A 25,608-nucleotide genomic window follows, 5' to 3' on the forward strand; every position below is an offset into this window, starting at 1 on the left:
ACGCGGTGTGCCGGTTGGCGGGGCACCGGCTTCGCCTGGATGGTGGCCGGCATGCAGGAGCCGCTGGACGCCGCGCGTTCCGTGTGTGCCGTCGACTCCGCCTTGGCGGGGTGATCGCCTGCGGCCAGCCGCCTTCCCCGGCGACTTCCTCGCCTCCGACACTCCCAGAGCGTTGAGCTCGTCCATCAGCCTCTCCCGCTCAGGTGGCCGAAAACGAGAATGCAAAAGCACCACCGCCGCCCCGGCCCCCGGGTTCGCCTTGGCCACCCGCCTCCACCCGGCCGAGCGTCTCGTCGACGTCGTCGACACCGATGCTGAGCAGGATCCGCGGTCCTCGGCGCCGAACAATTTCGTATAGAAGCCGAGCAGGAGACCGAGATCTTCCGGGTGTCGGCGGAAGGCCCGGCTGGTCGAACCACCCCCGCGTCGGCGTGGAGACTTCACCCTGGACGACGGTACCGTCGTGAGGTCCGGCGACACCGACCTCGGGCTTCGGTAAAACCGCCCTGCCAGACGATCTCCACCCCAGACTGCCGCCCGCGACCTGTACGAGCAGTCCGAAACGGGGCCACACCACCCCTGCTGACCAGCCACTTCAAGAGGGCGCAGCCTCAGTGTTCGACACGGTGGAGCGCGCCGTGGCGGTTCAGGCGGCGTTGGCTAAACTCGTTCGCGGAAGCGGGCCGGAGAAATCGTCGCAGGTTCGCTCCCGCGCGCCCGCTCTCCGAATGCGGTGCTGCTTCCAGCCGCCCTTGGCCCGTGGGGTGGGCTGGCGTCGTTCCAGGCTGCAGGCTGGTGAACTGAATCGGTACGGCTACCGTCGTGCTGCGTGAGGTGCCAGCAGGGGTGCTGCCCGTTGGGACGGTGTCAGGTGCGCAGCCGTGCTTCTACCTGGCCGTCGGTTATGCGGGTGTCGAAGGCGGGTTGGGGTGCGGTGGCCGGATCAGTGATGTTCCAGCCGTCGGTCAGCCGGAAGGTGCTGCCGTGCCAGGGACAGCGCAGGCAGCCGTCTTCCAGGGTGCCCTGTGACAGCGGGCCCGCCAGGTGACTGCAGTGTTCGGCTAGCACGTGCACCGTGTCGCCCGGCTGGCGGACGGCGACCACGGCCACGCCGTCGAGATCACGGTGCGTCGGTCGGCCTTGTGGAAGGTCGGACAGGTCGGCGACGTAGTGCCAGCCCGGCTCCACCAGCTGCGAGGGTGTGGGCGCCGAGGTCGAGTCCGATCGGGGAGTTGAGGCGGGTGAGTTGTGCCGTCGTGACCCCTGCTTCGCGCAGCCGCTGGTTGCGGTTCTCGTGGGTGCGGCGGGAGCCCATCGCGCCGATGTATCCGACGGGGAGACGCAGCGCCAGGGTGAGTAGGGGGATGTCGAATTTGGCGTCGTGTGTGAGGACGCAGACGGCGGTGCGGGCGTCGGTCTCAGTGGCTGCGAGGTAGCGGTGGGGCCAGTCGAGGACGACTTCGTCGGCGTGCGGGAATCGGGCAGTGGTGGCGAAGACGGGGCGGGCGTCGCAGACGGTGACGCGGTAGCCGAGGAAGCGCCCGGCCTGGCTGAGAGCGGCGGCGAAGTCGACGGCGCCGAAGATCAGCATCCGGGGCGGAGCGGCAGGCCCCCCCGGTCTTGAGATCGTCATGCCCGTTCGTGTGCGCGGGGCTCATGCCCTGGTCGGCGGCCCGCTAACCCGGCGCATGACGGCTTTACTTACTCCGTCGTCACGAGGCCGATTATCTCGCTGCCGAACAACCGGAAATCTATGTTGGCTGGAGTAGACATTGGGTGATCGACTGGCTATGGTTTCTCTCGTAGCCCAGAGAGACAGCAGGGCCCGGCAGACACGAACTACCGGGCAGCAGTACGCAGGACGGTGCGGTGGTGGAGTTTCGAAGCCAGGGTGGTTGCAGGACGGCGACGGGACTGACGACCGGACCGGGTGGCCCGCAGTGATCAGGGGCCACCGTGAGCAGGACCGCAGTTGATGCAGTGGCAGTACCAGTAAGTGCAGTTCGCAAGGCCCAGCAGTGAAGAGAGTGAGCGGTACCTCGGTGAAGGCGTCGGCTGCGGGCGCGCGCACCGGGAAGTTCGGCAGTGGGGTTCCAAGCCAGAGCAGACGCAGGACGGGCGACGGGGCTGGCTGCCGGAAAGTGGCGCTGTGACAGGTCACTGAGCGGTTCGCAATACCAGCAGTACGCAGGAGAGCAGTACCAGCAGTTAGTTGATCCAAGAGGGAAAGAACGGAGGGGCCGAGAGCCATCAGGATCGCCCGGGCGGAAGTCGTGAGCCCGGGTACCGCAGGACATCGATAGTGAGGTGGTCTCCGGTCGAGCAACCGCGATCCCCGCACAAGCCCTCATCCCCCGTGAGCTGGTGCGGACTCAGAAGGCCGGCGCAGTATCAGGGCCGGCAGATGGTGTAGCAGTTCCTTCGGGGCCCTGGCGTGAATAGCGCCAGGGCCCCTCCACGCGTTCCATGAGAGAGGTGCAATGACAGCAGACGACTCGTTCGGCCGTCTCGATGACGACGACTACCCCGCCTACACGATGGGCCGGGCCGCCGAGATGCTCGGCACCACCCAGGGATTCCTCCGCGCCATCGGTGAAGCGCGCCTGATCACCCCGCTGCGCTCCGCGGGCGGACACCGCCGTTACTCGCGCTACCAGCTGCGCATCGCCGCTCGCGCCCGGGAACTCGTCGACCAGGGCACTCCGATCGAGGCCGCCTGCCGCATCGTCATCCTCGAAGACCAGCTCGAAGAAGCGCAGCGCATCAACGCCGAATACCGCCGCGCCGCCGGATCAGCGAACCCGACAACCGCCGCCTGAGGCGGCCAGGACGTGCCACCCGCGCAGGACTTCACTGCCTGTCACCCTCACAGGTCGCCAGCGACGCGCAACGTGCTGCGCAGCTTCGCCTTCCACGGCCGCGGAGCTGGAGCGATCGGACGCACGCAGGCTCGCTTCCTCCCTTGTGTGTGAGCAGCTGGGGCGCTTATGGCGGTCGATAGCGGCTGTGAGGGCTAGGTTGATGCAGTCTCCCCGTGCCGTTCGGGTGTGGTGGTTGAGGCTGCTTCCCGCAGCACAGTGAGCCTGCGGCGTTCCACGAGCGCCGGGCCCACCTCGGCTCCCGCAGATGCCGCGGCCCGGTGCGTCCCTGGCGGCCAGCTTCGAGACCGGGTTTCCGCGCTTCCGGGTTGTGCCCGTGGGGAGTGCTCGATGTGGACGGTACGGGGGCCACGTCTCGCAAGGCACACGGTCGCCGGGCGACCGGCGGCCGTCGCCATGAGCGGACAGCAACTGCCGAGACCGGTCCGGTTATGTGGTGGCCGTGGTGAGGGCGATGTCCGCGGTGATGCGCTTGCCGAGGAGTGTCCGCTCGACAGTGACGCTCTGGGCAAGTGCTCTGACGATCTCAAGGCCGTGCTGGCCCACGCGTTCGGGATCGTGGGCTTGGCGGCCGGTACGACGGGATTGCTGTCCCAGAGTTCAACCCGCACCACGGCACCGGTGACCCGCAGACGCAAAAGGGCCGGTCCCGGCGGGTACTTGCGGGCGTTCGTGACCAGTTCGCTGACGGTCAGCTGGACGATCTCGACCGTGGCGGTCACCACCGGGATGCCTTGGTCGTCTCGCGCCGTCGTCAGGAAAGCCGATGCCAGATGGCGGGCCTGGGCTATGCGGGAGCCGTCGCTGTCCAGCGCGAGCGATGCCTCCAGCAGCGAGGCCGCCCCCGCCGTCGGCCCCACTCGTCTCGTCCATCCGTGCCCGCTTCCCTCTCCCCGCCCGCTACCCCTTTTAGGGCCGGTATGCCCGCCCGGAACGTTACCCTCCAGCACAGTTACACGGGGGCAGCGCCCTTATAGGGTGTAGCGCTTCCGGTGCCCTCTTTGGGGGCGTTGGCGGTGCCGCAGAGGATTGTTGAAGGAGACGCGTCAGACATGCACGAGACGGCCGGGCAGGGCGCCCGGCCTATGATCAATCAGGCAACCGCCGCAGGCATCCGCGTCCTGGCGCTGAGCGGCGAAGTCGACGCCGGTAACGTCCACCTCCTGCGGCAGGCCCTCCGCGTAGACGGCACCAGAGCGTCGCGGACGCTTCTCGACCTCAGTGCGCTCGCCTTCCTGGATGCCAGCGCCATCAGTGCCCTGGCCGCCGCGCAACGCGATGCAGCGTCCGCCGACGGCTGGATCCGGCTGGCGTCCTTGAGGGCAACGGTTCAGCGGGTCGTTGAAATGGTTGGTCTCGACACGGTCATTCCCTGCTACCCCACGCTTCGTCAAGCCCTTACTTCCTGACGCCAGGCAACGGCGCCCCGCTCCCGGTCAGCGGTCGGACTCTCGCCGCAGGTCGTCAGGAGTGCGGGGCGCCCGTCGGGCAGACGGCGAACGAACACCGAATTTCCAGCTCGGCGGTCAGCTGCCATGTCCGGGGAAGCGGAGCCTTCGTGCCCGCGGCACTGCCGGAGGGCGCAGTTTGCCCGACACGATCCACGGTGGGGTCCCCGCACCGGACCGAAAGCTCGACTACTGCTCTGGACGCGGCGATCAGCGCAGGTCCGCCTCATCGTGTTAGCCGTTGTTGAAGGCGATCTTTCGGACGGCCGCGCACGTCATAGCGCCCTGGCGGCCATGGTAGCGGCTGACGACTCCGCTCCCTTTTTTGGAACGTTGCACTGCGAGTGAGTCAATATCTGTGTTCGTGAGGTGAGAGTTTGACGGACGGTGTAGTGAGAGTTTTTGCCGCAACAAGTGGAGTGGAATTACTTAACCGACGCGGGCCGTTGCGGCGTGCTACTGTCCGTCTCAGTTGCAGTTGTGGTTCCCGAAACTTCAAGTGCTCCCACCCCGCTCTTACCGGGGAGAGCGCTTTTTTATTTCCGGTCATTTTCCGGCGGGGTAATCATCGCGGCGACACGGTGCTCGCACAGTGCGGACGTCGGTGTACTGCCCCAAAGGAGATATGACATGGCTGCTGGTACCGTGAAGTGGTTCAACGCGGAAAAGGGTTTCGGCTTCATCGAGCAGGACGGTGGCGGCGCTGACGTGTTCGCCCACTTCTCGAACATCGCCGCCCAGGGCTTCCGTGAGCTGCTCGAAGGCCAGAAGGTGAACTTCGATATCGCGCAGGGCCAGAAGGGCCTGACGGCCGAGAACATCGTTCCGGCCTGACAGACTTGCAGCTGGGGCCCGCATCCTTCGGGGTGCGGGCCCCAGCTGCAGCCATTTCCCGCGGTGGTTTCACCCGCGGGACGGCTCGGAGGAACCGCAGTCTCACCACACGCGGCTCCTCCTTCGGGATGCAGGCGCATCCTGAAGAGCTACACCGCAGTCACCGCCCGGATTTTACGACCCCACTGCGTCACCTATTTCGGCATTTACGCCCGCGTGGATTCCCGTCGGCCGGATTTGCTTTGACATCGGTCCATACTAGTAATTCCGTGCTGCTCATCGCTTGCGGGAATTCCTTGATATGTGCCACATCGAGGAAGGCTCCACATGAACCGCACACGTACGAACGACCGCTCCGCCCGCGCCCGTAAGGGCGGTGCCGACGCAGGAAGGGGCGGCAGTCGCTTCGGCTCGTCGGCACCGCGCCGTTCCGGCGGCCCGGCCCGTTCTGGCGGTTACGGCCGTCGGCCCGCCGCGGTGCAGGGGGAGTTCGCGCTCCCCAAGACGATCACCCCCGCACTGCCTGCCGTTGAGGGCTTCGCCGATCTCGGCATGCCCGAGCAGCTGCTGGCCGAACTCGGCAGGCAGGGCGTGAGCGCGCCGTTCCCGATCCAGAGCGCGACGCTGCCGAACTCCCTGGCGGGCCGTGACGTCCTGGGCCGCGGGCGCACCGGCTCCGGCAAGACCCTCGCCTTCGGCCTCGCCCTGCTCGCCCGTACCGCCGGACGGCGTGCTGAGCCCCGCCAGCCGCTGGGGCTGATCCTCGTCCCGACGCGTGAGCTGGCGCAGCAGGTGACCGACGCGCTCACTCCGTACGCACGATCCGTCAGACTGCGGCTGGCCACGGTGGTGGGTGGGATGTCGATCGGCAAGCAGGCCGGCGCGCTGCGAGGCGGAGCGGAGATCGTCGTCGCGACCCCTGGCCGGCTCAAGGACCTCATCGACCGTGGCGACTGCCGGCTGAACCAGGTGGGCGTCACGGTGCTGGACGAGGCCGACCAGATGGCTGACATGGGTTTCATGCCGCAGGTCACCGCACTGCTCGACCAGGTGCGTCCGGAGGGGCAGCGGATGCTGTTCTCCGCCACCTTGGACCGTAACGTCGACCTGCTGGTGCGCCGCTATCTGACCGACCCTGTCGTGCATTCGGTCGATCCCTCGGCCGGTGCGGTCACGACGATGGAGCACCACGTCCTGCACGTCCACGGCGCTGACAAGCACGCCGCCACGACCGAGATCGCCGCTCGCGACGGTCGGGTGATCATGTTCCTGGACACCAAGCACGCCGTCGACCGGCTCACCCAGGACCTGCTCAACAGCGGGGTACGGGCCGCCGCGCTGCACGGGGGCAAGTCGCAGCCGCAGCGCACCCGCACGCTGGCGCAGTTCAAGACGGGGCACGTCAGCGTGCTGGTTGCGACCAACGTCGCGGCGCGCGGCATCCACGTCGACAACCTCGACCTCGTCGTCAACGTCGACCCGCCGACCGACCACAAGGACTACCTCCACCGCGGCGGACGTACCGCCCGCGCCGGCGAGTCCGGCAGCGTCGTCACCCTCGTCACACCGAACCAGCGCCGCGATATGGTCCGCCTCATGTCGGACGCCGGGATCCGGCCGCAGACCACCCAGATCCGCTCGGGCGACGAGGCCCTGAGCCGGATCACCGGCGCGCAGGCCCCCTCCGGCATCCCGGTCGTCATCACCGCACCGGTGGTCGAACGCCCCAAGCGCAGCGCCTCCTCCCGAGGCCGCCGCCGCCCCGCTTCGGCAACCCGGCGCGCGCCCGTACGAAAGTCCGTCTTCGACGCCGCGGCCTAGACCTTCGTGATCAGGAAGCTGACCCATCTCTGCAGGAGGCACCTTTTGACGCTGGTTCAGATGCAGCCCCGCCCGGCGATCGCCAGCCCCGTGCGCAGGACGGTGGCTGAGGTCGTGGACGCGGCCGGACCGCAGGTCTGTGACGACATGAGCGTCGAGGTGGCGCTGTCCGTCATGGCCGCCGCCCGCACGGGCCGACTGGTCGTCTGCGACCAGGACGGCCAGTGCACCGGACTAGTCACCCAGATTGAACTCACCGCGGTCCGCGACAGCTCCGCTTACACGGACCGCGTCCGCCTGCGCGACATCCTCGGCGACCACAGGTCGTTCACCTCACCCGTGACCACGATGGCCGAAGCCGAGCACGCGATGCGCTCCCGCCGGCTCGGTGCCCTGCCGGTGGTCGACGGGCAAGGCAGCGCCCTGGGCGTCCTCGCCCTCTCCCGTTGAACCGCCTCACCCTGGTCGGACCGTTCTCTCCTTCTCCCTGTGAGGCCACATGCGCTGCGTCATTGCCCGCTTCCCCTTCGAGCTCACCAAGAACGGCGTGCTGGAATCGATGAAGGGCATCAAGCCCGAACCCGGCACCGGCGAATCCGTGATCATCGGCCGCCGCCACTACCCCGTCAAGCAAGTCGGCCAGGTCATCACCCGCCAGGACCGCCGTGACTTCAGCGCCGCCGAAGTCCTCCGGGCCATGACTCAGCTCGGCTTCACCTGCCGCACCCTCCCCACGGCCGCACCCGTACGCATCCTCAGCTCGCTCCAGCAAGCTTCCGCGATGCTCGGTACTCCCGTGTCCGTCTGACGGGACAGGCAACGAGCCGACGCCTGAACAGCAGTGTGGGCCCGACCGGCGAGCGCCGGTCGGGCCCACACTGCTTGCGACGGGGTTCCGTCGCAGTGGTCGCTCAGTGGTCGGAATAGCTGAAGTCGCCCATGGTCCAGGCGCTGACGTCGTCGATCGCCACACGGTACATCCCGCCTGTCTCCGGGATGCCGACCGTGCCCTGCAGGATCCGGGCGACATGGAAGTGAAGATGAGTGGGCGGCCCGTTCTTCTTCGCGGGGGTGTCGAAGGCGGCGGAGAATTCTCCCAAGCGGGCGGAATCTGTCAGCACATCCGACACCCTCTGCCTCCACACTGCTTCGGGAGCCAGCCGACCGGTGATGACAGCGCCACCGGTGACCACGGTCAGGGACATCTGGTTGCTCTGCCCGGACTCCACCAGGGCGGCGACGTCAACGAGCAGCTCGTCAGGCTTCGACATGGGGCAGATTATATTTACCGGCCATCCGGGTGCTTAGCGGTGGCGCCACCGGGCAAGACGGGCGCTCATGGTCTTGCCGCCGGAGGCCCGGCGGGTGACCGCGGTGGCGCGGGCGAGGCGGTTGACCATGGGCCAACAGAAGCCCCCTGCGCCGCCGTTCAGGTCAGGGGTGCGCATGCGCGGCGCATGCCGACTGGGGTCGTGGACGGCCACCTCGATGGTGTCGGGGTGCGCAGTCAGTTCCCATGTGCAGCGGCCCCGGGCCGTGGCGCAGGGCGTTGGTGACGAGCTAGGACACGACCAGGACCACGGTGTCCGCTGCGTCAGGGGCCACGGCCGGCTGTCGCAGGCATTCGAGGAAGGCCCGTGCCGTATCGCGTGCGTCGGCAACGGCTGTCGTGGAACGGACGGTTGTGGCGTTGACGGCCATCGTGTTCATCAGAGTCACCCTGGTCTCTGGACCGTCCATGCCCGGCCTTGCCTACCCGATCTCTTGCCCCGTCCCGCCACCCGCCAAGGCACTGCCGTGCGTCCGCGTCACGCCCGTGTCACGGTGCCGGCCCACGGCCTGCTCGAGTCGGGGCCCCGCGCCGGTTCGAGCAGGCGGCCCATCCGAGGCGGACGCCACCGGTCGGGCGAGCACGGCCAGCCGGGCGAGGGCGCAGAGAGTTACCGCGGGCCGATGAAGTAGATCCTCTCGAGGCGCTGACGCGGCAGCAGGAGCGGCAGTCTGCGGATTGCGGCACCGGCACCGGCGTGCACGGCTTCCACGAACTGCTGCTCCGTCGTGGGGCCGGGATCGTCAAGGCCGGCGCAGGCCCTCGTGCTACGCCCGTCATCGGCCGGCCTGTCGGGGTGTTACGGCCGGAAATATGAGGTGCCCAGTGGTGGCCGGTACCCGCCGACGGTAGCCGCGGCGCAGTCGGCGGCGTCACGGTCAGCCCAACGGGCTGCCCGGCTGCGGGGCACTCCCAGCGCCAGACCTGAGCTTCAGGCAGATCCGACCGTCCATAGACCGATCGAGGCGGATAGCTTCATCTCGGGGCACACGGAAATCTATGTTTGCTGGAGTAGACATTGGGTGGTGGTGTGGCTATGGTTTCTCTCGTAGCCGAGATCGAGCGAGGCCCGGCAGAGATGAACTGCCGGGCAGCAGTACACGTAGTTGCAGTTCGCAGGACGGTGCGGTGGTGGAGTTCCGAAGCCAGGGTTGTCGCAGGACGGCGACGGGGCTGACGACCGGACCGGGTGGCCCGCAGCGATCAGGGGCCGCCGTGAGCAGGACCGCAGTTCACGCAGTAGCAGTTCCGTAAGTGCAGTTCGCAGTACCAGCAGTGCGGTTGTCAGTGGTTCCTCGGTAAAGGCGTCGGCTGCGGGCGCGCGTGCCGGGAGGTTCGGCAGTGGGGTTCTAAGCCAGAGCAGATGCAGGACCGGCGACGGGGCTGGCTGCCGAAGAGTGGCGCTAGGCGAGGCCACCAGCAGTTCGCGGTATCAGCAGTGCAAGCAGTACGCAGTCCCCGTTTGGTAAGTGATTGGTTCAGAGGGAAGAACGGAGGGCTTCAGCGCCATCAGGATCGCCCGGGCGGAAGGCTCGAGCCCGGGTACCGCAGGACATCGATAGGTAGGTGGTCTCCGGTCACGCATCCGCGATCCTCGCATTCCCCGTCCTCTCCCGGGTGGGCCTGCGGAACAAGTAGGCCGGCGCAGTATCAGGGCCGGCAGATGGTGTAGCAGTTCCCTTCGGGGCCCTGGTGCCGTATGGCACCAGGGCCCCTCCACGCGTTCCACAGTGAGGTGCAATGACAGCAGACGATTCCTTCGGCCGGCTCGATGACGACGATTACCCCGCCTACACCATGGGCCGGGCCGCCGAGATGCTCGGCACCACCCAGGGCTTCCTCCGCGCCATCGGCGAAGCCCGCCTCATCACCCCGCTCCGCTCCGAGGGCGGCCATCGCCGCTACTCCCGCTACCAGCTGCGCATTGCGGCCCGCGCCCGGGAGCTCGTCGACCACGGGACCCCCATCGAGGCCGCCTGCCGCATCGTCATCCTCGAAGACCAGCTTGAGGAAGCCCAGCGCATCAACGCCGAATACCGCCGCGCCGCCGAATCGGCGAATCCAACAGCCGCGTCCTGAGACGGCTGGGACCTACGGCTTTCCCGGCAGCTTCGCCGCTGCCGCTCACGCACGCTGCCCGGCACGCAAAGCGCAGCTTGCAGGAGCAGACGTTCAGACGCTGGTCCAGGCGTCGAGGAAGGCCGTCCGTCCAGCCGGATCGTCCGACCTGTGGTCTGCGTGCAGGACGCGCCAGGCGGTGAGCTCGAGATCTCGCAGCCACAGTTCTGCGATGACCTGTGTCTTGAGGTCGGGAAAATGGTCGGACTCGGCGAGGGCTTGACCGATCACCCCCCCGGCCGCGACGCGCTGGGGCAGGGTCACCTCATCGACGGCCGAGAGAATCTGTCGGGCAGGGGTTCCTTCTCCTGCCAGGGAACGCAGCACCAGAGCCTTGATGTTGACGGGGAGCAGGTACGCAGTGCCCGAAGCCCCCCCACAGGTCCGACCAGAAGCGTTCTCCTGCCTTGGTGGGGGGCAGGTAGCGCGGCCGGCAGTCCGAGGAGATGGCCGGTGGCCACATACCCATCGGAGTGGGCAGCTGCGACGACTGCGATGCCGGCGACGCGCTCCACATCGAGTTGGCCCGCTTCGAGATGCGGAGCCAGGCCCAATTGGTGTTCCAACTGGTGTGCGAGGGGGGCGGATACGTGGGGGCAGACCTCAGGAAGCATCGACGATCCTTGCGCGTAGGCAAGCAGAGATGCCCGTTCGGGAGCCCTGATCGTTCCCATGACCAGCCGATCTACTCGGCCTCGGCAGGCCCGATTGACGCCAGGATCAACGAGGTCGGAGTTCAAACGGTTGCGGAACACCATGCCGGCGACGTGGGCGTGGTGTTCGCGACCGGACTCCTAGAATGCCGTCGGGGTGTCGTCTTCCAGCATGACCCCATGATCACCGGTGACGCCCAGGAGTCCGAGGGAGGACGAGAAGCTGTGTCCCGCGACGCCGCTGAAGCCGAACACATCCACGCCGCCTCAGGGGGTGGAGAACGCCGTGAAGACGGGCTGCCCGTCGGATCACAAGATGACGGGGCAGGGAAGAACGCTCACCCGGTCGCCACTCTGGTGGAGCGGGCGGCCGACCTGGCGGAACCGATCAAGCCGAGGTTGCGTGGCTGGCTCCATGCCGCAATGGTCCCCGCCGCACTGATCGCAGGCATCGTGCTCATCTGCCTGGCTCGCACCCCGCAGGCGGCCCTGGCCTGCGCCGTGTACTCGGTCACCGCCTGGCTGCTGTTCGCAACGAGCGCCGTCTACCACCGCGGCACCTGGGGGCCGCTCGGCGAGGCTCTTCTGCGACGTCTAGACCATGCCAACATCTTCCTCATCATCGCCGGCACCTGCACGCCCCTGGCCGTGCTCCTCCTCCGGCCGGACCAGCGGTCCGTGCTGCTGTGGATCGTGTGGGCGGGCGCATCGGCCGGCATCGCGTTCCGGGTCCTGTGGGTCGGAGCGCCGCGCTGGCTGTACACCCCGTGCTACCTGGCCCTGGGATGGGCACCGGTGCGCTACCTGCCCGACTTCCTGCACACCGGCGGAGCGGCCGTACTCACCCTGATCGTGGCCGGCGGTCTCCTCTACAGCGCGGGCGCGGTCGTCTACGCCCTCCAGCGACCCGACCCCTCGCCCCGCTGGTTCGGCTTCCACGAGGTGTTCCACGCCCTGACCGTGGCGGCCTTCACCGCGCACTACATCGCCATCTCCCTGGTCACCTACTGACCGCGACAGGTGTTCCGGCCCGCGCCGCTCATCGCCCCCCACGTTGCCGCGCGCTGGACCGCGACAGGCCGGGCGGTCTCCGAGGCATCGCGCCGCCCGTGAAGGTCGTCCGTCGTCCGGCCTGCAAGTTGGCTGCTCTCCAGGGTGTGACGCTCCGTAGGCAGGTAAGGAGGGAGGAGCGAGATAGTGACGACAGCGGTCTTCAGCTGACCTGCGACAGAGGGGGCCCCGTGTTCGAGGCGCAAGACATCAGGGAATGGCGGGGCCACGACGTGGTCGACCACGAGCGGCACAAGATCGGCGTCCTGGAGGCGGTTTACGTCGACACGGCCACGGACCAGCCCGTGTTCGCGACGGTCACAGTCGGCCTGCCGACCCGGCACCGGCTGGTGTTCGTCCCCCTGGGCGACGCGACGGTCGGTCCCGGTTATCTGAAGGTCGCCTACGACAGGAAGCAGGTAAAGGAAGCGCCCTCGATCGGCACGGATGGCGAACTGCTCGCGGAGGACGAGAAGACGGTCTTCGCGCACTACGAGCTCGCCTACCGCATGGGTGAGGGTGGCGAACGTCGCCTCGCCCGCCGCTGATGCCCCCAACAACGTCTCCCACCATGAGGTGACACCAATGGCTCTCTTCCTCTTGCTGATCATTGTGGCCATCGTGCTCGGCATCATCGGTGTGGTCGCGAAGGGCCTGTTCTATCTGTTGGTCATCGGCGTGGTGGTTCTGGTCGCCGACTTCGTCCTCCTCGGCCTGCGCCTGGGCAGCCGCCGCAGGCACCTTCCCCGGTGACGCGGTCAGCCGGGCAAGCGTCCCCCGGGCCGCCCGCCCAGGGACCGGACGTAGCGGAGTGTCAGAGGCGTCGGTGAGGTCGGCGCCGTGTCGGCGTCCCGCTCGGAGTGGCCGATGCCGTGCCAGCCCAGGCACATGACGGTCGCGTCGTCCTCCAGGTGGTCGTGGCTGGCGTCGACGACCGCCGCGATCAGAGTAAGGGCGGGTATCCAGCGCCCCCCGTTATAGGGGCGTCTGTGAGTCAGCCCGAGTAGTTATGGGCCGGCGGCAGCGCCCGCAGGGCCTCGGGGGCCGCTGATCTGGGCAAGGCCCTGACTGATTGCCTCCGGAACCGGATGGGACGCTTGGTCGGGGGCGTGGTGTGGAGCGGCTCGGCGGGGCTGCCGCGTGGTGCTGCGGCGTGTCAGCGGGACTCCTGTGCGCTGAGCAGAGTGAGGGCGTTGCGGATGCCCTCTTCGAGGAGTTCGTCGGAGAGTCGCCGGTCGGCCAGGGCGCGGGAGAGCTGCAGCGTCCCGACCATCATGGCGTAGACGCTGAGGGTCTTCTTGTGCACCGAGCGCGGATCGGCAGGTGCCAGGCGAGCGGCGATACCGTCGATGACGGCGAGCACGCCGTCGGTGTACGCCTGCTTGGTCTCGTCCGCGCAGCGCCCGATCTCATCGAGGAGTGCGGCGGAGGGGCAGCCGTCGTCGGGACTGTCGCGGTGCTGGGGCGACAGATACCACCGTACGATCTGCTCGAGTCCGGCGATCCCGGGGGCCGCCTGCTCGATGACGTTCGCGTACTGCACGCGCAACTGGTCCGCGACCGCGGCGGCCACGAGATCGTCCTTGGATTCGAAGTGGGCGTAGAAGGCGCCGTTGGTCAGTCCGGCGTCCGCCATCAGCGTCGAGATGCCCGAGCCGTCGATACCGTCCTGCTTGAACCGGCGGCCGGCGGTCTCGATGATCCGCTGCCTCGTCGCCTGCTTGTGCTCTTTCCCGTAACGCGCCACGCACTCGCTCCTTTGTGCGCCGGAAGGGTCACCCGCCCTCCGCCGACTTCGCCATCATATTGGATTACGAACGCACTCCAATGGTAGGCGAACGGCGTCTTGGAGCACCGCCACGCCTTCTCTGCGGCCAGCCCGATTCAGTCGTTGCCGGGCGCCATCGAGATCACGACCTTTCCGGCCGTGGTACGCCCCTGCTCGACGTACGCCATCGCCTCGAGCGTCCGGTCGAAGGGGAAAGTTCGGTCGATGACCGGGCGGAGCCGTCCGTTGTCATACAGGGCGCCGAGTTCACGGAGCTGGGCGCCACTGGCCTGCATAAAGAAGAACTGATAGCGCACACCCAGGGCCTTGGCCTGCTTGCGCACCTTGCGGCTGAGCGCGTTCATGGCCACGCCCATGAACGACGGGGCGTCGAGTTGCCTGGCGAACCCGACGTCCGGCGGGCCGACGACACCGATGGCCAGGCCGCCCGGCTTCAGCACAGTCAGCGACTTCTCGAGGTTCGCCCCGCCAAGGGAGTCCAGCACCAGGTCGTAGCCGGACAGCACCTGCGAGAAGTCCTCCTTGGTGTAGTCGACGACGATGTCGGCGCCGAGGCTCCTGACCAACTTCTCGGTGCGGGAGTTCGTGGTCGTCGCCACCGTGGCACCGAGGTGCTTGGCGAGCTGGATGGCCGTCGATCCGAGGCCACCGGCACCGGCGTGGATGAGCACCTCCTGACCCGGCATCACGTGGGCGCGGTCGACGAGGATCTGCCAGGCGGCCGAGGCCACCAGCGGCACCGCGGCCGCCTCGCGGAGGGTGAGTGACTCCGGCTTGGGCGAGACGTCGTCCTGGTCGATCGCAATGAACTCGGCGAAGCCTCCGATCCGCAGGTCGCGGGGACGTGCGTAGACCTCGTCGCCGACTGTCAAGTCGCGTACGGCCGACCCGACCTGCGTCACGATGCCGGCGACGTCGTGGCCGAGCACGAACGGAAGCCTGTACTTCAGGAGTCGTTTGAACTCCCCGTTGCGGACCATTTTGTCCAGCGGGTTGATGCTGGTGGCGCTCACTTGGACCAGGACGTCGCCGGCCTCGACGGTGGGCTCGGGAACATCTGCGGCGCGTAGGCCGTCCTTGCCGTACTTCTCGACGACGAATGCCTTCATGTCAGCCATCCCTTTGCGTGATCTTCTCGGTTGCCTTCTCGGCGGACGATGCGCATGTCCGGGTAGCTTCCACGTCAGCTGCCGAGGTGCCGGCGAAGCCATTGACCCATCTGCTCGATCGCCCGATCCACCTCGGGCACGCGCCCCGCGCCCAGGATGAACGAGTGCTGGCCCTCGGGCAGCGGGCGGACCTCGGAGAGGATCTTGAAGTCGGCGAGTCGGCGGCCGAAGCCGGCGCCCTCGCCGGCAAGCGCCTCGTACTCGCCGTAGTGGAGGGCCGTGGGCGGCAGGCCGGTCAGGTCGGCGTTCACGATGCTGATGTTGGGGTCGGTGAAGTCCACGCCGGGGTCCTGCAGCCAAGCCGCTCGGAACTGCTCGAGGATGTTCCGGCTGAGCATCTTGTCGAGTTCCTCGTTCTCGTCCACCTTCGGGTTGCTGATGGTGAGGTCGGTCCACGGCGAGATGCTGACGATCGCCCCGGGGGCTGCCTCGCCCTTGGCGAGCAGGCGCAGCGGCAGCGCGACCGCGAGGGTGCCTCCGATGGAGTGGCCGGTGCTGCCGATGTTCCACGGCTCGTAGCCCTGCGCGAGCAGCCAGCGGTAGGCGGTCTCGGCGTCGTCGATCTGCGCCGGGTGGGGGTGCTCGGGGGCCAGGCGGAAGCCCACGACGAGCGAGCGGGCTCCGGCCGCCTTGGCGATGTGGCCGGCGGCCTTGCGGTCCGATGAGATCGAGGCGGCGACCGATCCGCCGAAATGGAAGTGGAGCAGCGCCTTGTCAGGGTCGGCGCCCTCAGGGATGACCCACAGGGCGGGGACGCCGTCCGCGTCCACGTCGGCGTAGGTGACGCCTTCCGGCTCGGTCGATGCCGAAGCATGTGTGTCGACGATGTCGCGGACGACGGCCAGATCGAGGCCCGGTGTCGATGCCTTCGCGCGCACGCTTTCGAGGAACTGCGCGAACTGCTGTGCTTCCGTGCTGATTCCCATGGTGATGCTCCTTGTCAGGTCAGAGCTGAACGCGCCTCGCGCGCGCAGGTCGATGGGCCGGGTGCGACGTCAGCCGGGCATCCGGTTGAATCTGCGGATCTGCTTGTCGAAGATCCCGGCGGGGACGAGGCGTCGCGCGGTGGTGATGCGTGAGGCGAGAGGTCCGGCGGTGTAGCGCAGCTTCGGCTTCGGGGCGGTGGCTGCCGTGACGATCTCCTTGGCGACGACGGAGGGGTCGTCGCCGGTCTTCATCGCCGCAGCGACCACTTCGTCGAAGACACGCCGCCGCTCCGCATACAGCGGCAGCGGGGTGTCGGGCTGCGCGGCATTGGCATCGAAGGCGGTCCGGGTGTAGCCGGGCTCGACGAGCAGGACGCGGACGCCGTGCTCGCGGACCTCGTGGTCCAGGGACTCGGAGTAGCCCTCGATGGCGTGCTTCGCGGCGACGTAGAGGGCCATGTAGGGCTGCGGGATGACGCCGAGGACGGACGAGAGGTTGACGATGCGTCCACGGCCCTGGGCGCGCATGTGCGGCAGGACGGCCTTCGTCATGCGGACGAGACCGAAGAAGTTGAGGTTGAAGAGGCTCTGGGCCTGGGCGACGGAGTTCTCCTCGACGGCGCCGGCCGAGCCCAGACCGGCGTTGTTGACGAGGACGTCGATCCGTCCGAACCGTTCGATCACTTCCTGGACGGCGGCGGTGACGGATTCGTCACTGGTTACGTCGAGGTCGAGGAAGGTCACACCGGCGGGCGGGGTGAGTCCCGAGGTGCTCCGTCCGGTTCCGATCACCTCGAACCCGGCTGCGACGAAGGCGCGAGCGGTTGTGTTACCGATCCCCGATGACGCCCCCGTCACGAGTGCTACCGGCCGATGAGTCGCCATGACAGACTCCCTGCATCATTGAATTACGGTCGTTTAGCTTACGGTCGTAATTCTATTTCGGGACGGGGTGGATGGCAAGGAGCGGCTCCGGCGATCGCCAGCCGGGAACCTGCGGCTTGGCGCGGGAGGGGAAAGGAGGCGACGAAGGCGGCGGGCCACCGATACAAGCCAGCAGCGGCGCCCGCCGACAGCCGCGGCCAGCGCGGCCTCACCGTCGTCGCTGGAGCTGATGGCGGCGTCCAGAGAAGCAGAGTTGTAGCCGTTGGAAGCCAGGCGCGCTTTGTTGACCTCCTCCTCGCTCAGGCACATCAGCTGCGAGAGTTCCGTGACGGTCTCGAAAACGAAGCCGACACGGAACACGGCGGACCATGCCGCTACGCCAGAGCTGTTGACGACTCCGCGGATCGACTCGCGTGGCTCGTCGGTCAGTTGGGCGTCTCGGCCGAGTCGGCGGGCTGGGAGTCGTCGGCCGGCGCGGACCGCCCGATGTCGTCGTTGGCCGTGGCCCAGCTGGCCAGCAGGTTCAGGGCGTCCTGGGTGGGTGAGTGGGGCTCGGGGGTGTAGGTGAGCAGGAACTGGCTGGGGCCGTCGGGAAGTGGGAAGGTTTCGAAGGGCAGGTCGAGGTCGCCGACGACCGGGTGGTGGAGGAGTTTCACGCCGGTGGTGTGCATGCGGACGTTGTGGGCCGCCCAGCGGCGACGGAATTCCTCGCTGCGGGTGGACAGCTCTCCGATCAGGTCCGTCAGCCGTCGGTCGTAGAGATCGCGGCCGGCCTCGGCGCGGAGCATGGCGACGGTGTCGTTGGCGACTTCGTCCCAGTGGCGGAAGAACTCGGTCGCGTGCGGGCTGAGGAAGACGAACCGGGCGTTGTTCGGCGGCCGTACCGGGTCGGCGTAGACGGGGGAGAACAGGGCACGCCCCAGGTGGTTGGCGGCCAGGATGTCCCCGCGTCCGCTGAGCACGAACGCGGGCGTGCCGGCCATCGAGTCGAGGACGCGCTGCACCGCGGGCCGCACACGCTGCTGGGCCGGCCGACGACGCGGCGGACGGGTCGTGCCCGCGCCGCGCAGAAGGTCGAGCAGGTGGATTCGTTCGGCCTCGTCGAGCTGCAGTGCCTGCGCGATGCCCTCGATGACGCTCTCGGAGACGCCGGTGGCATTGCCGCGCTCCAGCCGGGTGTAGTACTCGCTGGAGATGCCTGCCAGCAGGGCGACCTCCTCGCGGCGCAGCCCGGTGACCCTTCGGCGTTCTCCGCCGTAGACGGGCAGTCCGGCCTGCTCGGGGGTGACCCTGGCCCGCCGCGTTCCCAGGAATTCCCGGATCTCCGCGCGGAAATCATCACGAATGTCGCGATTGCTGCCGTTGGGGTCGTTTCTGCCTGCCATGCGCTTCACTCTACGAGCGCTTCCGCCGGGTTGGGGGTCCCTGTCAGTGACCCCCTCATCAGGGACTCCCACCCACCCGTGACAACCGGTTCTGTTGGTGATGCACCGCCCACGACGTGTGAACGGCCCGGATACGGCGGCGCTCCTGCCGCCGGGCCGCACGCATCCCCCCGCAAACACCGGGTGCCCGACCACGGCGCCCCAACAAGAGCTAGGACCCCCCATGAGCAAGGTCATTCTCGTCACCGGTGCCGGACGCGGTCTGGGCACGGACATCGCCCGCGAGGCCCTCGCCGCCGGCCACCAGGTCGTCGCCACCGGCCGCCGCCCCGAGGAGGTCGAGAAGACCCTCGGCGGGCCGCAGGACAACCTGCTGGTCACCAAGCTGGACGTAACGAGCCTGGATGACGCCGAGGCCGCCGCGCACGCAGCCGTCGACCGCTTCGGCCGCATCGACGTCCTGATCAACAACGCCGGGAACCTGTTCACCGGATACTTCGAGGAGATCTCACCCGCGCAGATGCGCCGGCAGTTCGAGACGAACCTCTTCGGCCCGATGAACGTCACCCGCGCCGTCCTGCCGATCCTGCGCAAGCAACGCGCCGGCCACGTCATCACCATCACCTCCACCGCCGGACTGGTCGGCATGGAGTTCACCTCCTCCTACGCCGCCTCCAAGTTCGCCGAAGAGGGCTGGATGGAGTCCCTGCGCTACGACGTCGAGCCCTACAACATCCACACCACCGTCGTGGAGCCTGGCTACTTCCGCACCGAACTCCTTGTGGACGGCTCCACCAACTGGCCCGAGCTGTCCATCGACGACTACGCCCCGCGCACCGCCCCGAGGATCGAGGGCATGAAGAGTATGAACGGCCGGCAGCCTGGCGACCCCGCCAAGCTCGCCCGCGCCCTGCTGATCATCGCCGGGCAGGAGACGCCGCTGCTGCGTTTCGTCGCCGGTGCGGACGCCATCGAGGCCGCCGCGGCCAAGGCGAAGGAGCTCCTCGCCCAGGCCGAGGCATCCCGGGAGCTGGGCGGCGCCCTGGCCTACGACGACGCCCACGCCTGAGCCACACGCCCGCCCGGCACCCGGGCCGAGGCGGAGGACCGCTACCGGGTGCATTTTCGACAGCATGGAGAGAGGCAACATGCCACTCAAAGGCGAGTACGAGCCGAGTAAGGCGCAGTTCGTACGTGACCATGTGGAGCTGTACGAAAGCTCCGGCGGCACGCAAGGAACGACGCTGAGCGTCCTGGTCACACGTGAAGAAGACGAGAAGCTACGGGACGTGCCCGTCGTCATCCTGACGACCCTGGGCGTGAAGAGCGGCAAGATCCGCAAGTCCCCGGTCATTCGGGTGGAGCACGACGGCTCCTACGCTGTGGTCGCCTCCGCGGGAGGGGCCCCCAAGCACCCGGTCTGGTACCTCAATGCGGTGGCCGACCCCCGAGTCGAGCTGCAGGACGGCCCGGTGCGCCAGGACATGCTGGTACGCGAGGTGAGCGGGGACGAGAAGGCCCTGTGGTGGGCCCGAGCCGTCGAGGCGTTCCCGACCTACGCCGAGTACCAGCAGAACACGGACCGCGAGATCCCGGTCCTCGTTCTGGAGTCGGCGGCCCAGGAGCACTGACGCGGCGCAGCCGGTTCCGCCCGCGGACCCCCGCCGCCTGCCCATGGCAACACCGGCGTCAGACCCCACCTGACAGCGGCCGGATCGAATCCCCCACGGACGGCCTGGGCCGCGTGGAGGAAGCGCATTACCGGCGACCACGGCGTTGATGTCGTCGGTGCCGGCCTACGACGAACCCCACAGCTGGGCAGTAGGCCCTGCACCCCGGCCGAGGCGGAAGCCGCCTCCGGGTGGACCTTCGGCAGCTGACTCGCTGGCCGGGCAACGGCGCCCGTGTCGGCAGCGCGCGGACCGCCCGAGCACGGTCCGCCGACTGGCGGCGCACCCCACTGCTCATGACCACCGACCGGCCTGACGGCCGTCACGACAAGGAGTACCTGATGAAGCACGTATCACTGGGCGGGCTCGATGTCTCCCGCATCGGCCTGGGAGCCATGACCATGGCCGGCGTCTACACCACGGGCGGAGGGCTCGACGACGCCGAGTCGATCCGCACCATCCACCGGGGCCTGGACCTCGGGGTCACCCACATCGACACCGCCGAGATCTACGGCCCCTTCCACAGCGAGAACATCGTCGGCAAGGCCATCAAGGGCCGGCGCGACGACGTCGTCGTGGCGACGAAGTTCGGCCTCGTCTCCCACGCCGGCGGCGGCCCCGGCGTCATCGACAGCAGCGCCGCCAACGTGAAGGCCGCGGTCGAGGGCTCGCTCAAGCGGCTCGGCACCGACCACATCGACCTCTACTACCAGCACCGCGTCGACCCGAACACGCCCATCGAGGAGACCATGGGCGCGCTGGCCGAGCTGGTCGCCGAAGGCAAGGTGCGCCACATAGGCCTCTCCGAGGCCAGTCCCGAGACGATCCGCCGGGCGCACGCCGTGCATCCAGTGGCCGCGCTGCAGACCGAATACTCGCTGTGGACCCGCGACGTCGAGGACGAGATCCTCCCGCTGCTGCGCGAGCTCGGTATCGGGTTCGTTCCCTACTCGCCGCTCGGGCACGGCCTGCTGACCGGGCAGATCCGTACCGTCGACGACTTCGCCGACGACGACTGGCGCAAGACCAACCCGCGCTTCACCGGCGAGAACTTCCAGCGCAACCTGCGCATCGTCGACGAAGTGCAGGCCATCGGCGCCGAGATCGGCGCCACCCCGGCCCAGACCGCGCTGGCATGGCTGCTGACCCGCGGCGACGACATCGCCCCCATCCCCGGAACCCGGCGGGTCTCGCGCGTCGAAGAGAACACCGCCGCCGACGGCATCGAACTCAGCGCCGCCCAGCTCGACCGCCTGAACAACCTCACACCGGCCGCGGGCGAACGCCACGACGAGGCGAACATGGCCACCATCGACCGCTGACCTGACGCCCCGGCGAATCCCTGACCCGACCAACCCGCATCCGTTCACCCATTTCACTGATCACTGAAGAGGCTTTCTCACCATGTCCAAGGTTCTCCTTGTCGTAGGTCACCCCGACCTGTCCCAGTCGAAGGCCAACAAGGCCCTGGTGGACGCCGTCCGCGAACTGGCCCATGTCACCGTGCACGACCTCTACGCCACCTACCCCGACTTCCAGATCGACGTCGACGCCGAGCAGGCACTGCTGGCCGACCACGACGTGATCGTCTTCCAGCACCCGGTGTTCTGGTACAACACCACCCCTCTGCTCAAGCAGTGGCAGGACAAGGTCTTCACCCTCGGCTGGGCCTTCACCATGGACGGCTCGCCCTCCAAGCTGGTCGGCAAGAAGGCCATCGTCGCCGTCACCACCGGCGTCCCCGCCGAGCACTACACCCCCGAAGGCGCGAACAAGACCACCCTGGAGACGCTCCTCAGCAGCTGGGAAGCGACCCTGCGGCTGTGCCAGTTCGACATCCAGCCGATGGTCAAGCTGTACGGCACCGCTTTCGGTCTCTCCGACCAGGATCTGGCCACCGCTGGCAAGCAGTACAACGAACTGCTCGCCTCCTTCGCCGCCTGACCGCACTCTCACGGCAACGGCCGCCTCGCCGATCTCGACGCAGGGGTGATGGGTCCTACCAGTCTCTGGTTGCTCTTCGCCGGATCGGCGCCAAGCGACTGGAGACCTGCACTCGGCGACCGTGTCGTGGAACCGACCGATCGCTCGTCGCCGAGCGCCGCTGACTCGGCGGATCTGGGGTGCAGCCTCCTCAGCGGTGCTCTTCCGCGCGGGGCAGGGCTGGCACGGGTGGCGAGGGCGCTCCAGCTGGCGAGGGCCCTGACGTCGGGTGCCGGTCTGCGGCGGGCGCAATCGACCTCGTCGACGACCGTATGCGCCTGCCGTAGACAGGCGCGTGGGTTCGAAGGCGCGTCAATGTGGACATGGGGACCTCCTGGAGGTCGGTCGGAGGCCGTCAGACGGCGCCGAACTCACTTCCGGAGGTCGTCACTCGTCACGGTTGTGTGGTCCACGACTCCGCGCTCGACCGCCGCTCCTGCCCCCGCCCGGCACACTGGGGCGCGGGCGGCGTCGGTCAGCGGAAGAAGTCGAGTAGCGCCTGGGTGATGGCGTCGGGTGCTTCTTCGGTCACGAAGTGGCCGGTGCCGGGGGCGACCAGTCCGGTCACCTCGGTGGCGACTTCCCGAGTACAAGCGGCTGACAGGGCCGGGGCGGTTCACACGGCCGCTGCTAGTACCGGAGCTGGTCCGGTCGGCCAGGGGTTGCACCGGACAGGCACTGGCGGATTGAGATCGCGCGCGATGGCGGCACTGGAGCGTGCTGTTGGTGTGCTCTCACGCCAGGCCGTGTGGCTGCCCGGGCGCCAGGTGTGAGGGCCGCAGACGCGCTTCGTCTGCGGCAGCAGTCGATGGGTGGCTTCCGCGTTCTGTTGATCCGTTGCGGCTCAGCCGTTTGGCCCCGCGCCGTGCAGGAGCGTGTCGATGACGAGTGTGGCCAGTGCGTCCGGGTCTTGTGCGGCAGGGTCCTGTTGCACGCCGGGCCTGTTGATGGCTTCGCTGAGGAGTGCGTAGTACACCTGTCGCGTCCACTCCAGGTCTGCGTCCGGGGCGAGCAGTCCTTCGCGCTGTGCCCGGTTCAGGAGTTCGACGGTGTGGGTGTTGATCTCCTCCCACAGGGCGGCTGCGGCGGGGGTGTGGGCCGTGGCGTGGCTGAGGGTGAAGCGCCAGGTGTTCTTGACCCGCAGGACGTTCGCCGTGACCCGGTGCAGCGCCACGAGTGCGGGAGCGGCGTCCGGCCGGGCTTCCTCGATGGCGTCGACGAGTTGCTGCTTCGCGGAGACGGCGAGCGCCTCCAGCAGGGCCTGCCGGTTCGCGAACCGGCGGTGAACGGTAATCCTGGTCAGCCCCGCCGCCTCGGCGACCTGCTCCATGGAGGCGCCGGCGTCCTGGGCGAAGACCTGCTCGGCCGCCTCCAGAATCGCGCGCACACTGCGCTCGGCATCTGCCCGCAGTGCTCGGCCCATGTCACCCGGCGGCCAACACCCTGGAAGTCCCCGTCAGCTAGCAGAGCTCGCCCGCCGGCATCGAGAAAAGGTCATCGAAGCGTGCGGCACAGGCTTCCAGAGGCCCCGGAACGGGCGGACACGGCAAAACGCTTGGTCATCACGGCGGCCAGACAGTGGGAAGCACCCACCGTCTGGCCTACTGCCGCCCTGAACCGCAGTCAACGAACCACGGCCAGCAGGGCCGCCGCGCACTCCGTCCGGTCGCCCGGATCCTGGTCATGCGGATGGAAGGTTGCCGAGACGCTCGGCCATGTTCAACTCGAAGTCCTTGTCCTTGCTGAAGCCGGCGGCGTTCAGCTTCGGCATCATCGCCTGCGCTTCGGGCCAGGCGTCCACCCCTGCGAGCACATGGTTCGAGACCCAGAGATCCCCTTCCGAGGGGACGCCGGCGCGCGCGTTGACCAGCTTCTTGCCGACTTCCAGTGCGCGCTTCTCGAAACGGCTCACGCGCTCGGCGAAGGCGTCGACGAACGCGTCGAGTTCGCTGTCGGGAACGGACCGGTTGACCCAGCCATAGCGTTCGGCGATGTCCGCGCCGAAGTCGTCCGCGCCGAGGACGACCTCGAGGGTCCTCGAGCGTCCGATCAGGGCGGCGAGCCATTCGACTCCGCCGCCACCCGGAATCGAGGAACCGGCGACCTCGATCAGAGAGAACACCGCCCGTTCCCTCGACGCGAAGCGCATGTCCATGGCAAGGGCGAACTCGAACCCTTGCGCCCGGGCGCGGCCGCGCACCTTGGCCACGCTGATCACGGACGACTGTGCGAGTCGGGTCACGAAGGTCGGCCAGTGGTCGAACGACGCGCCACCCGGCTGATCCGCTGCCCCATGGCCGCGCTCAAGGTCGTGGTGGTTGACGAAGAAGTCCTCGTCTCCGCTCTCGAACACGACGATCTTGAGATCGCTGTCGCGCTCAATCTCGTCCATCAGGACGTTCAGTTCCGCGAACATCTCCGGGTCGAAGAGGTTGAACGGGGGATTGTCGATGACGACGCGCCAGTAGGCAGGCGATTGCCGGATGACGCTGAGTCGATTCGTGACGGCCATGATGTGTACTCCGTTCAGAGAGTTGGTGCGGGTGGCCATGGAGCAGGCCACCGAAGCGGTACTGCCGGGGCGCAGCGGAGGCCGCTGGTCGCCGGGGAGGTTGATCGAGCTGATGCCCTGGGGGAGCGGCTGCGGTCGCAGGGCGGCCCCGGTGTCTGTACGCGCGGGTCCGACGTCCTGCGGACGCTGGACTGGGGCGGGTGCGCCGGCTGGAGGGCCGATTCAGGCGCCGGCCTTCGACAGCGCCTCGAACTCGTCGTCGGTGAGCTCGATGGCCGCGCCGGCGAGGTTGTCCTCCAGGTGGGCGACGCTCGACGTCCCCGGGATCGGGAGCATGACCGGGGACCGCTTGAGGAGCCAGGCGAGGGCGAGCTGCGACGGTGAGGCGTCGTGCTGCCGGGCGAGTTCGGTGAGCGGGCTGCCTTCGCCGGTGAGCTGGCCGGTGGCGAGCGGGAACCAGGGGATGAACCCGATGCCCTGCTCGGTCGCCCAGTCGAGCAGCCCTTCCGAGGAGCGGTTGGTGACGTTGTAGAGGTTCTGCACGGAGACGACCGGCGCGATCTCCTGCGCCGCCTTCACCTCCGCCACGGTGACCTCGCTGAGGCCGATGTGGCGGATCTTGCCCTCGTCCTGGAGCTTCTTCAGCTCGCCGATCTGGTCCTCGAACGGGGTGTCGGGGTCGATGCGGTGGAGCTGGAGGAGGTCGATGCGTTCGACTCCGAGGCGGCGGAGGCTCATCTCGACCTGCTGGCGGAGGTAATCGGGGCGGCCGAGGGGCGTCCACAGGTTGGGTCCCTGGCGGGTCTGGCCGACCTTCGTCGCGACAATGATGTCGTCGCCGTAGGGGTGCAGGGCCTCGCGCAGGAGGTTGTCGGTGACTTCGGGGCCGTAGGCGTCGGCGGTGTCGAAGAAGTTCACGCCGAGCTCGACGGCACGCTTGATCACGCGGACGGCTTCGCCACGGTCCTTCGGCTCGCCCCAGACGCCCGTGCCGGTCAGCTGCATCGTGCCGTAGCCGAGGCGGTTGATCTCGAGGTCGCCGCCGAGGCGGAAGGTGCCCGAAGCCTCTGCCGGGCGGGTGTCGGTTGCCTTGCTCATGGGGGGGGTGGTCCCTTCGGATCGGATGTCCGGACAGGTCGCGTACCCAGTCATGACC

At 68.2% G+C, this 25,608-nt stretch carries 25 protein-coding genes and 4 pseudogenes; 14 read left to right on the top strand and 15 right to left on the bottom strand.

The features are described from left to right. Positions 1–262 precede the first annotated feature (262 nt). The 3 genes and pseudogenes from ACX28W_RS39895 to ACX28W_RS39905 all read right to left on the bottom strand — a co-directional run. A pseudogene (locus tag ACX28W_RS39895) lies at positions 263–331 on the bottom strand (extradiol dioxygenase); the annotation flags it as partial. Positions 332–867: 536 nt separating this feature from the next. Further along, the gene (locus ACX28W_RS39900; protein WP_459005028.1) at positions 868–1,188 is read right to left on the bottom strand and encodes a Rieske (2Fe-2S) protein; all 321 of its coding nucleotides are present in this window, start codon (positions 1,186–1,188) and stop codon (positions 868–870) included. Then, positions 1,121–1,606: pseudogene (locus ACX28W_RS39905) on the bottom strand (XdhC family protein); the annotation flags it as partial. The gene ACX28W_RS39900 and the pseudogene ACX28W_RS39905, both read right to left, overlap by 68 nt. Positions 1,607–2,480: 874 nt before the next feature. Between ACX28W_RS39905 and ACX28W_RS39910 the strand changes: the two are divergent. The 6 genes from ACX28W_RS39910 to ACX28W_RS39935 all read left to right on the top strand — a co-directional run bounded on the left by ACX28W_RS39910 (position 2,481) and on the right by ACX28W_RS39935 (position 7,790). Next, complete coding sequence (locus tag ACX28W_RS39910; RefSeq protein WP_095851760.1) at positions 2,481–2,819, top strand: MerR family transcriptional regulator; 339 nt, start codon at positions 2,481–2,483, stop codon at positions 2,817–2,819. A 1,112-nt stretch (positions 2,820–3,931) separates the two neighbouring features. Further along, entirely contained in the window at positions 3,932–4,288 is a 357-nt protein-coding gene (locus tag ACX28W_RS39915) for an STAS domain-containing protein (protein ID WP_459005029.1), read from the top strand. A 669-nt stretch (positions 4,289–4,957) separates the two neighbouring features. Further along, a complete protein-coding gene (locus ACX28W_RS39920; protein ID WP_067385816.1) occupies positions 4,958–5,161 on the top strand; it encodes a cold-shock protein in 204 nt (67 codons plus the stop codon). A 327-nt stretch (positions 5,162–5,488) separates the two neighbouring features. Next, on the top strand, positions 5,489–6,982 hold the full coding sequence (locus tag ACX28W_RS39925) for a DEAD/DEAH box helicase (protein WP_459005030.1): 1,494 nt from the start codon (positions 5,489–5,491) through the stop codon (positions 6,980–6,982). 45 nt (positions 6,983–7,027) lie between these two features. After that, positions 7,028–7,432 carry a CBS domain-containing protein gene (locus ACX28W_RS39930; protein WP_459005031.1) on the top strand — a complete coding sequence of 135 codons (405 nt, stop codon included), beginning with the start codon at positions 7,028–7,030 and terminating at the stop codon, positions 7,430–7,432. A gap of 49 nt (positions 7,433–7,481) precedes the next feature. Next, on the top strand, positions 7,482–7,790 hold the full coding sequence (locus tag ACX28W_RS39935; RefSeq protein WP_095851756.1) for an SCO5918 family protein: 309 nt from the start codon (positions 7,482–7,484) through the stop codon (positions 7,788–7,790). A 103-nt stretch (positions 7,791–7,893) separates the two neighbouring features. On the opposite strand, the gene ACX28W_RS39940 is transcribed toward ACX28W_RS39935, so the two are convergent. Continuing rightward, entirely contained in the window at positions 7,894–8,253 is a 360-nt protein-coding gene (locus ACX28W_RS39940) for a hypothetical protein (protein WP_067385807.1), read from the bottom strand. Positions 8,254–8,286: 33 nt separating this feature from the next. Next, a pseudogene (locus ACX28W_RS39945) lies at positions 8,287–8,692 on the bottom strand (ATP-binding protein). A 1,360-nt stretch (positions 8,693–10,052) separates the two neighbouring features. Between ACX28W_RS39945 and ACX28W_RS39950 the strand changes: the two are divergent. Beyond that, positions 10,053–10,391, top strand: a complete 339-nt coding sequence (locus tag ACX28W_RS39950; protein WP_067385805.1) for a MerR family transcriptional regulator — start codon at positions 10,053–10,055, stop codon at positions 10,389–10,391. Between the two features lie 93 nt (positions 10,392–10,484). Here the strand turns inward: ACX28W_RS39950 and ACX28W_RS39955 are convergent, their stop codons facing one another. Continuing rightward, positions 10,485–10,694: a hypothetical protein gene (locus ACX28W_RS39955; protein ID WP_459005032.1), complete on the bottom strand. Its 210-nt coding sequence runs from the start codon at positions 10,692–10,694 to the stop codon at positions 10,485–10,487. A gap of 569 nt (positions 10,695–11,263) precedes the next feature. Between ACX28W_RS39955 and trhA the strand changes: the two genes are divergently transcribed. The 3 genes from trhA to ACX28W_RS39970 all read left to right on the top strand — a co-directional run bounded on the left by trhA (position 11,264) and on the right by ACX28W_RS39970 (position 12,886). Further along, the gene (gene trhA / locus ACX28W_RS39960) at positions 11,264–12,094 is read left to right on the top strand and encodes a PAQR family membrane homeostasis protein TrhA (RefSeq protein ID WP_459005033.1); all 831 of its coding nucleotides are present in this window, start codon (positions 11,264–11,266) and stop codon (positions 12,092–12,094) included. A 230-nt stretch (positions 12,095–12,324) separates the two neighbouring features. Then, positions 12,325–12,681, top strand: coding sequence for a PRC-barrel domain-containing protein (locus ACX28W_RS39965; RefSeq protein WP_095851753.1), 357 nt, complete (start codon positions 12,325–12,327; stop codon positions 12,679–12,681). Between the two features lie 37 nt (positions 12,682–12,718). Next, positions 12,719–12,886: a hypothetical protein gene (locus ACX28W_RS39970; RefSeq protein ID WP_179436378.1), complete on the top strand. Its 168-nt coding sequence runs from the start codon at positions 12,719–12,721 to the stop codon at positions 12,884–12,886. 403 nt (positions 12,887–13,289) lie between these two features. Here ACX28W_RS39970 and ACX28W_RS39975 read toward each other — a convergent pair whose 3' ends face one another. From ACX28W_RS39975 to ACX28W_RS40000, 6 genes and pseudogenes are all read right to left on the bottom strand, one after another. Next, the gene (locus tag ACX28W_RS39975; RefSeq protein ID WP_097282466.1) at positions 13,290–13,880 is read right to left on the bottom strand and encodes a TetR/AcrR family transcriptional regulator; all 591 of its coding nucleotides are present in this window, start codon (positions 13,878–13,880) and stop codon (positions 13,290–13,292) included. 137 nt (positions 13,881–14,017) lie between these two features. After that, positions 14,018–15,031 (bottom strand): NADP-dependent oxidoreductase, encoded by a 1,014-nt coding sequence (locus tag ACX28W_RS39980; RefSeq protein WP_459005034.1) that lies wholly within the window; start codon positions 15,029–15,031, stop codon positions 14,018–14,020. Positions 15,032–15,105: 74 nt separating this feature from the next. Next, the gene (locus ACX28W_RS39985) at positions 15,106–16,017 is read right to left on the bottom strand and encodes an alpha/beta hydrolase fold domain-containing protein (RefSeq protein ID WP_459005035.1); all 912 of its coding nucleotides are present in this window, start codon (positions 16,015–16,017) and stop codon (positions 15,106–15,108) included. A gap of 69 nt (positions 16,018–16,086) precedes the next feature. Continuing rightward, positions 16,087–16,902 carry an oxidoreductase gene (locus tag ACX28W_RS39990; protein ID WP_095851747.1) on the bottom strand — a complete coding sequence of 272 codons (816 nt, stop codon included), beginning with the start codon at positions 16,900–16,902 and terminating at the stop codon, positions 16,087–16,089. Between the two features lie 183 nt (positions 16,903–17,085). Beyond that, positions 17,086–17,235, bottom strand: a pseudogene (locus ACX28W_RS39995) (RNA polymerase sigma factor SigF); the annotation flags it as partial. 92 nt (positions 17,236–17,327) lie between these two features. Continuing rightward, positions 17,328–18,287, bottom strand: a complete 960-nt coding sequence (locus tag ACX28W_RS40000; protein WP_459005036.1) for a helix-turn-helix domain-containing protein — start codon at positions 18,285–18,287, stop codon at positions 17,328–17,330. Positions 18,288–18,510: 223 nt separating this feature from the next. Between ACX28W_RS40000 and ACX28W_RS40005 the strand changes: the two genes are divergently transcribed. The 4 genes from ACX28W_RS40005 to ACX28W_RS40020 all read left to right on the top strand — a co-directional run bounded on the left by ACX28W_RS40005 (position 18,511) and on the right by ACX28W_RS40020 (position 21,901). After that, positions 18,511–19,356, top strand: coding sequence for an SDR family oxidoreductase (locus tag ACX28W_RS40005; protein ID WP_459005037.1), 846 nt, complete (start codon positions 18,511–18,513; stop codon positions 19,354–19,356). A 79-nt stretch (positions 19,357–19,435) separates the two neighbouring features. Next, positions 19,436–19,918 carry a nitroreductase family deazaflavin-dependent oxidoreductase gene (locus ACX28W_RS40010; RefSeq protein WP_459005038.1) on the top strand — a complete coding sequence of 161 codons (483 nt, stop codon included), beginning with the start codon at positions 19,436–19,438 and terminating at the stop codon, positions 19,916–19,918. A 380-nt stretch (positions 19,919–20,298) separates the two neighbouring features. Next, a complete protein-coding gene (locus tag ACX28W_RS40015; RefSeq protein WP_459005039.1) occupies positions 20,299–21,279 on the top strand; it encodes an aldo/keto reductase in 981 nt (326 codons plus the stop codon). 82 nt (positions 21,280–21,361) lie between these two features. After that, positions 21,362–21,901 (top strand): NAD(P)H-dependent oxidoreductase, encoded by a 540-nt coding sequence (locus ACX28W_RS40020; RefSeq protein ID WP_459005040.1) that lies wholly within the window; start codon positions 21,362–21,364, stop codon positions 21,899–21,901. 883 nt (positions 21,902–22,784) lie between these two features. Here ACX28W_RS40020 and ACX28W_RS40025 read toward each other — a convergent pair. The 3 genes from ACX28W_RS40025 to ACX28W_RS40035 form a co-directional block, all read right to left on the bottom strand. Then, complete coding sequence (locus ACX28W_RS40025) at positions 22,785–23,363, bottom strand: TetR/AcrR family transcriptional regulator (protein WP_459005041.1); 579 nt, start codon at positions 23,361–23,363, stop codon at positions 22,785–22,787. Between the two features lie 258 nt (positions 23,364–23,621). Then, the gene (locus ACX28W_RS40030) at positions 23,622–24,491 is read right to left on the bottom strand and encodes an enoyl-CoA hydratase/isomerase family protein (RefSeq protein ID WP_459005042.1); all 870 of its coding nucleotides are present in this window, start codon (positions 24,489–24,491) and stop codon (positions 23,622–23,624) included. Between the two features lie 183 nt (positions 24,492–24,674). Continuing rightward, complete coding sequence (locus tag ACX28W_RS40035; protein WP_459005043.1) at positions 24,675–25,550, bottom strand: aldo/keto reductase; 876 nt, start codon at positions 25,548–25,550, stop codon at positions 24,675–24,677. Positions 25,551–25,608: the final 58 nt, after the last annotated feature.

The sequence above is a fragment of the Streptomyces sp. SD15 genome (assembly GCF_054462255.1).

Coding starts and splice junctions, on each gene's coding strand:
- ACX28W_RS39910 (WP_095851760.1), top strand. CDS start 2,481: ATGACAGCAGACGACTCGTTCGGCCGTCTCGATGACGACGACTACCCC.
- ACX28W_RS39915 (WP_459005029.1), top strand. CDS start 3,932: ATGCACGAGACGGCCGGGCAGGGCGCCCGGCCTATGATCAATCAGGCA.
- ACX28W_RS39920 (WP_067385816.1), top strand. CDS start 4,958: ATGGCTGCTGGTACCGTGAAGTGGTTCAACGCGGAAAAGGGTTTCGGC.
- ACX28W_RS39925 (WP_459005030.1), top strand. CDS start 5,489: ATGAACCGCACACGTACGAACGACCGCTCCGCCCGCGCCCGTAAGGGC.
- ACX28W_RS39935 (WP_095851756.1), top strand. CDS start 7,482: ATGCGCTGCGTCATTGCCCGCTTCCCCTTCGAGCTCACCAAGAACGGC.
- ACX28W_RS39940 (WP_067385807.1), bottom strand. CDS start 8,253: ATGTCGAAGCCTGACGAGCTGCTCGTTGACGTCGCCGCCCTGGTGGAG.
- ACX28W_RS39950 (WP_067385805.1), top strand. CDS start 10,053: ATGACAGCAGACGATTCCTTCGGCCGGCTCGATGACGACGATTACCCC.
- trhA (WP_459005033.1), top strand. CDS start 11,264: ATGATCACCGGTGACGCCCAGGAGTCCGAGGGAGGACGAGAAGCTGTG.
- ACX28W_RS39970 (WP_179436378.1), top strand. CDS start 12,719: ATGGCTCTCTTCCTCTTGCTGATCATTGTGGCCATCGTGCTCGGCATC.
- ACX28W_RS39980 (WP_459005034.1), bottom strand. CDS start 15,031: ATGAAGGCATTCGTCGTCGAGAAGTACGGCAAGGACGGCCTACGCGCC.
- ACX28W_RS39985 (WP_459005035.1), bottom strand. CDS start 16,017: ATGGGAATCAGCACGGAAGCACAGCAGTTCGCGCAGTTCCTCGAAAGC.
- ACX28W_RS39990 (WP_095851747.1), bottom strand. CDS start 16,902: ATGGCGACTCATCGGCCGGTAGCACTCGTGACGGGGGCGTCATCGGGG.
- ACX28W_RS40000 (WP_459005036.1), bottom strand. CDS start 18,287: ATGGCAGGCAGAAACGACCCCAACGGCAGCAATCGCGACATTCGTGAT.
- ACX28W_RS40005 (WP_459005037.1), top strand. CDS start 18,511: ATGAGCAAGGTCATTCTCGTCACCGGTGCCGGACGCGGTCTGGGCACG.
- ACX28W_RS40010 (WP_459005038.1), top strand. CDS start 19,436: ATGCCACTCAAAGGCGAGTACGAGCCGAGTAAGGCGCAGTTCGTACGT.
- ACX28W_RS40015 (WP_459005039.1), top strand. CDS start 20,299: ATGAAGCACGTATCACTGGGCGGGCTCGATGTCTCCCGCATCGGCCTG.
- ACX28W_RS40020 (WP_459005040.1), top strand. CDS start 21,362: ATGTCCAAGGTTCTCCTTGTCGTAGGTCACCCCGACCTGTCCCAGTCG.
- ACX28W_RS40025 (WP_459005041.1), bottom strand. CDS start 23,363: ATGGGCCGAGCACTGCGGGCAGATGCCGAGCGCAGTGTGCGCGCGATT.
- ACX28W_RS40030 (WP_459005042.1), bottom strand. CDS start 24,491: ATGGCCACCCGCACCAACTCTCTGAACGGAGTACACATCATGGCCGTC.
- ACX28W_RS40035 (WP_459005043.1), bottom strand. CDS start 25,550: ATGAGCAAGGCAACCGACACCCGCCCGGCAGAGGCTTCGGGCACCTTC.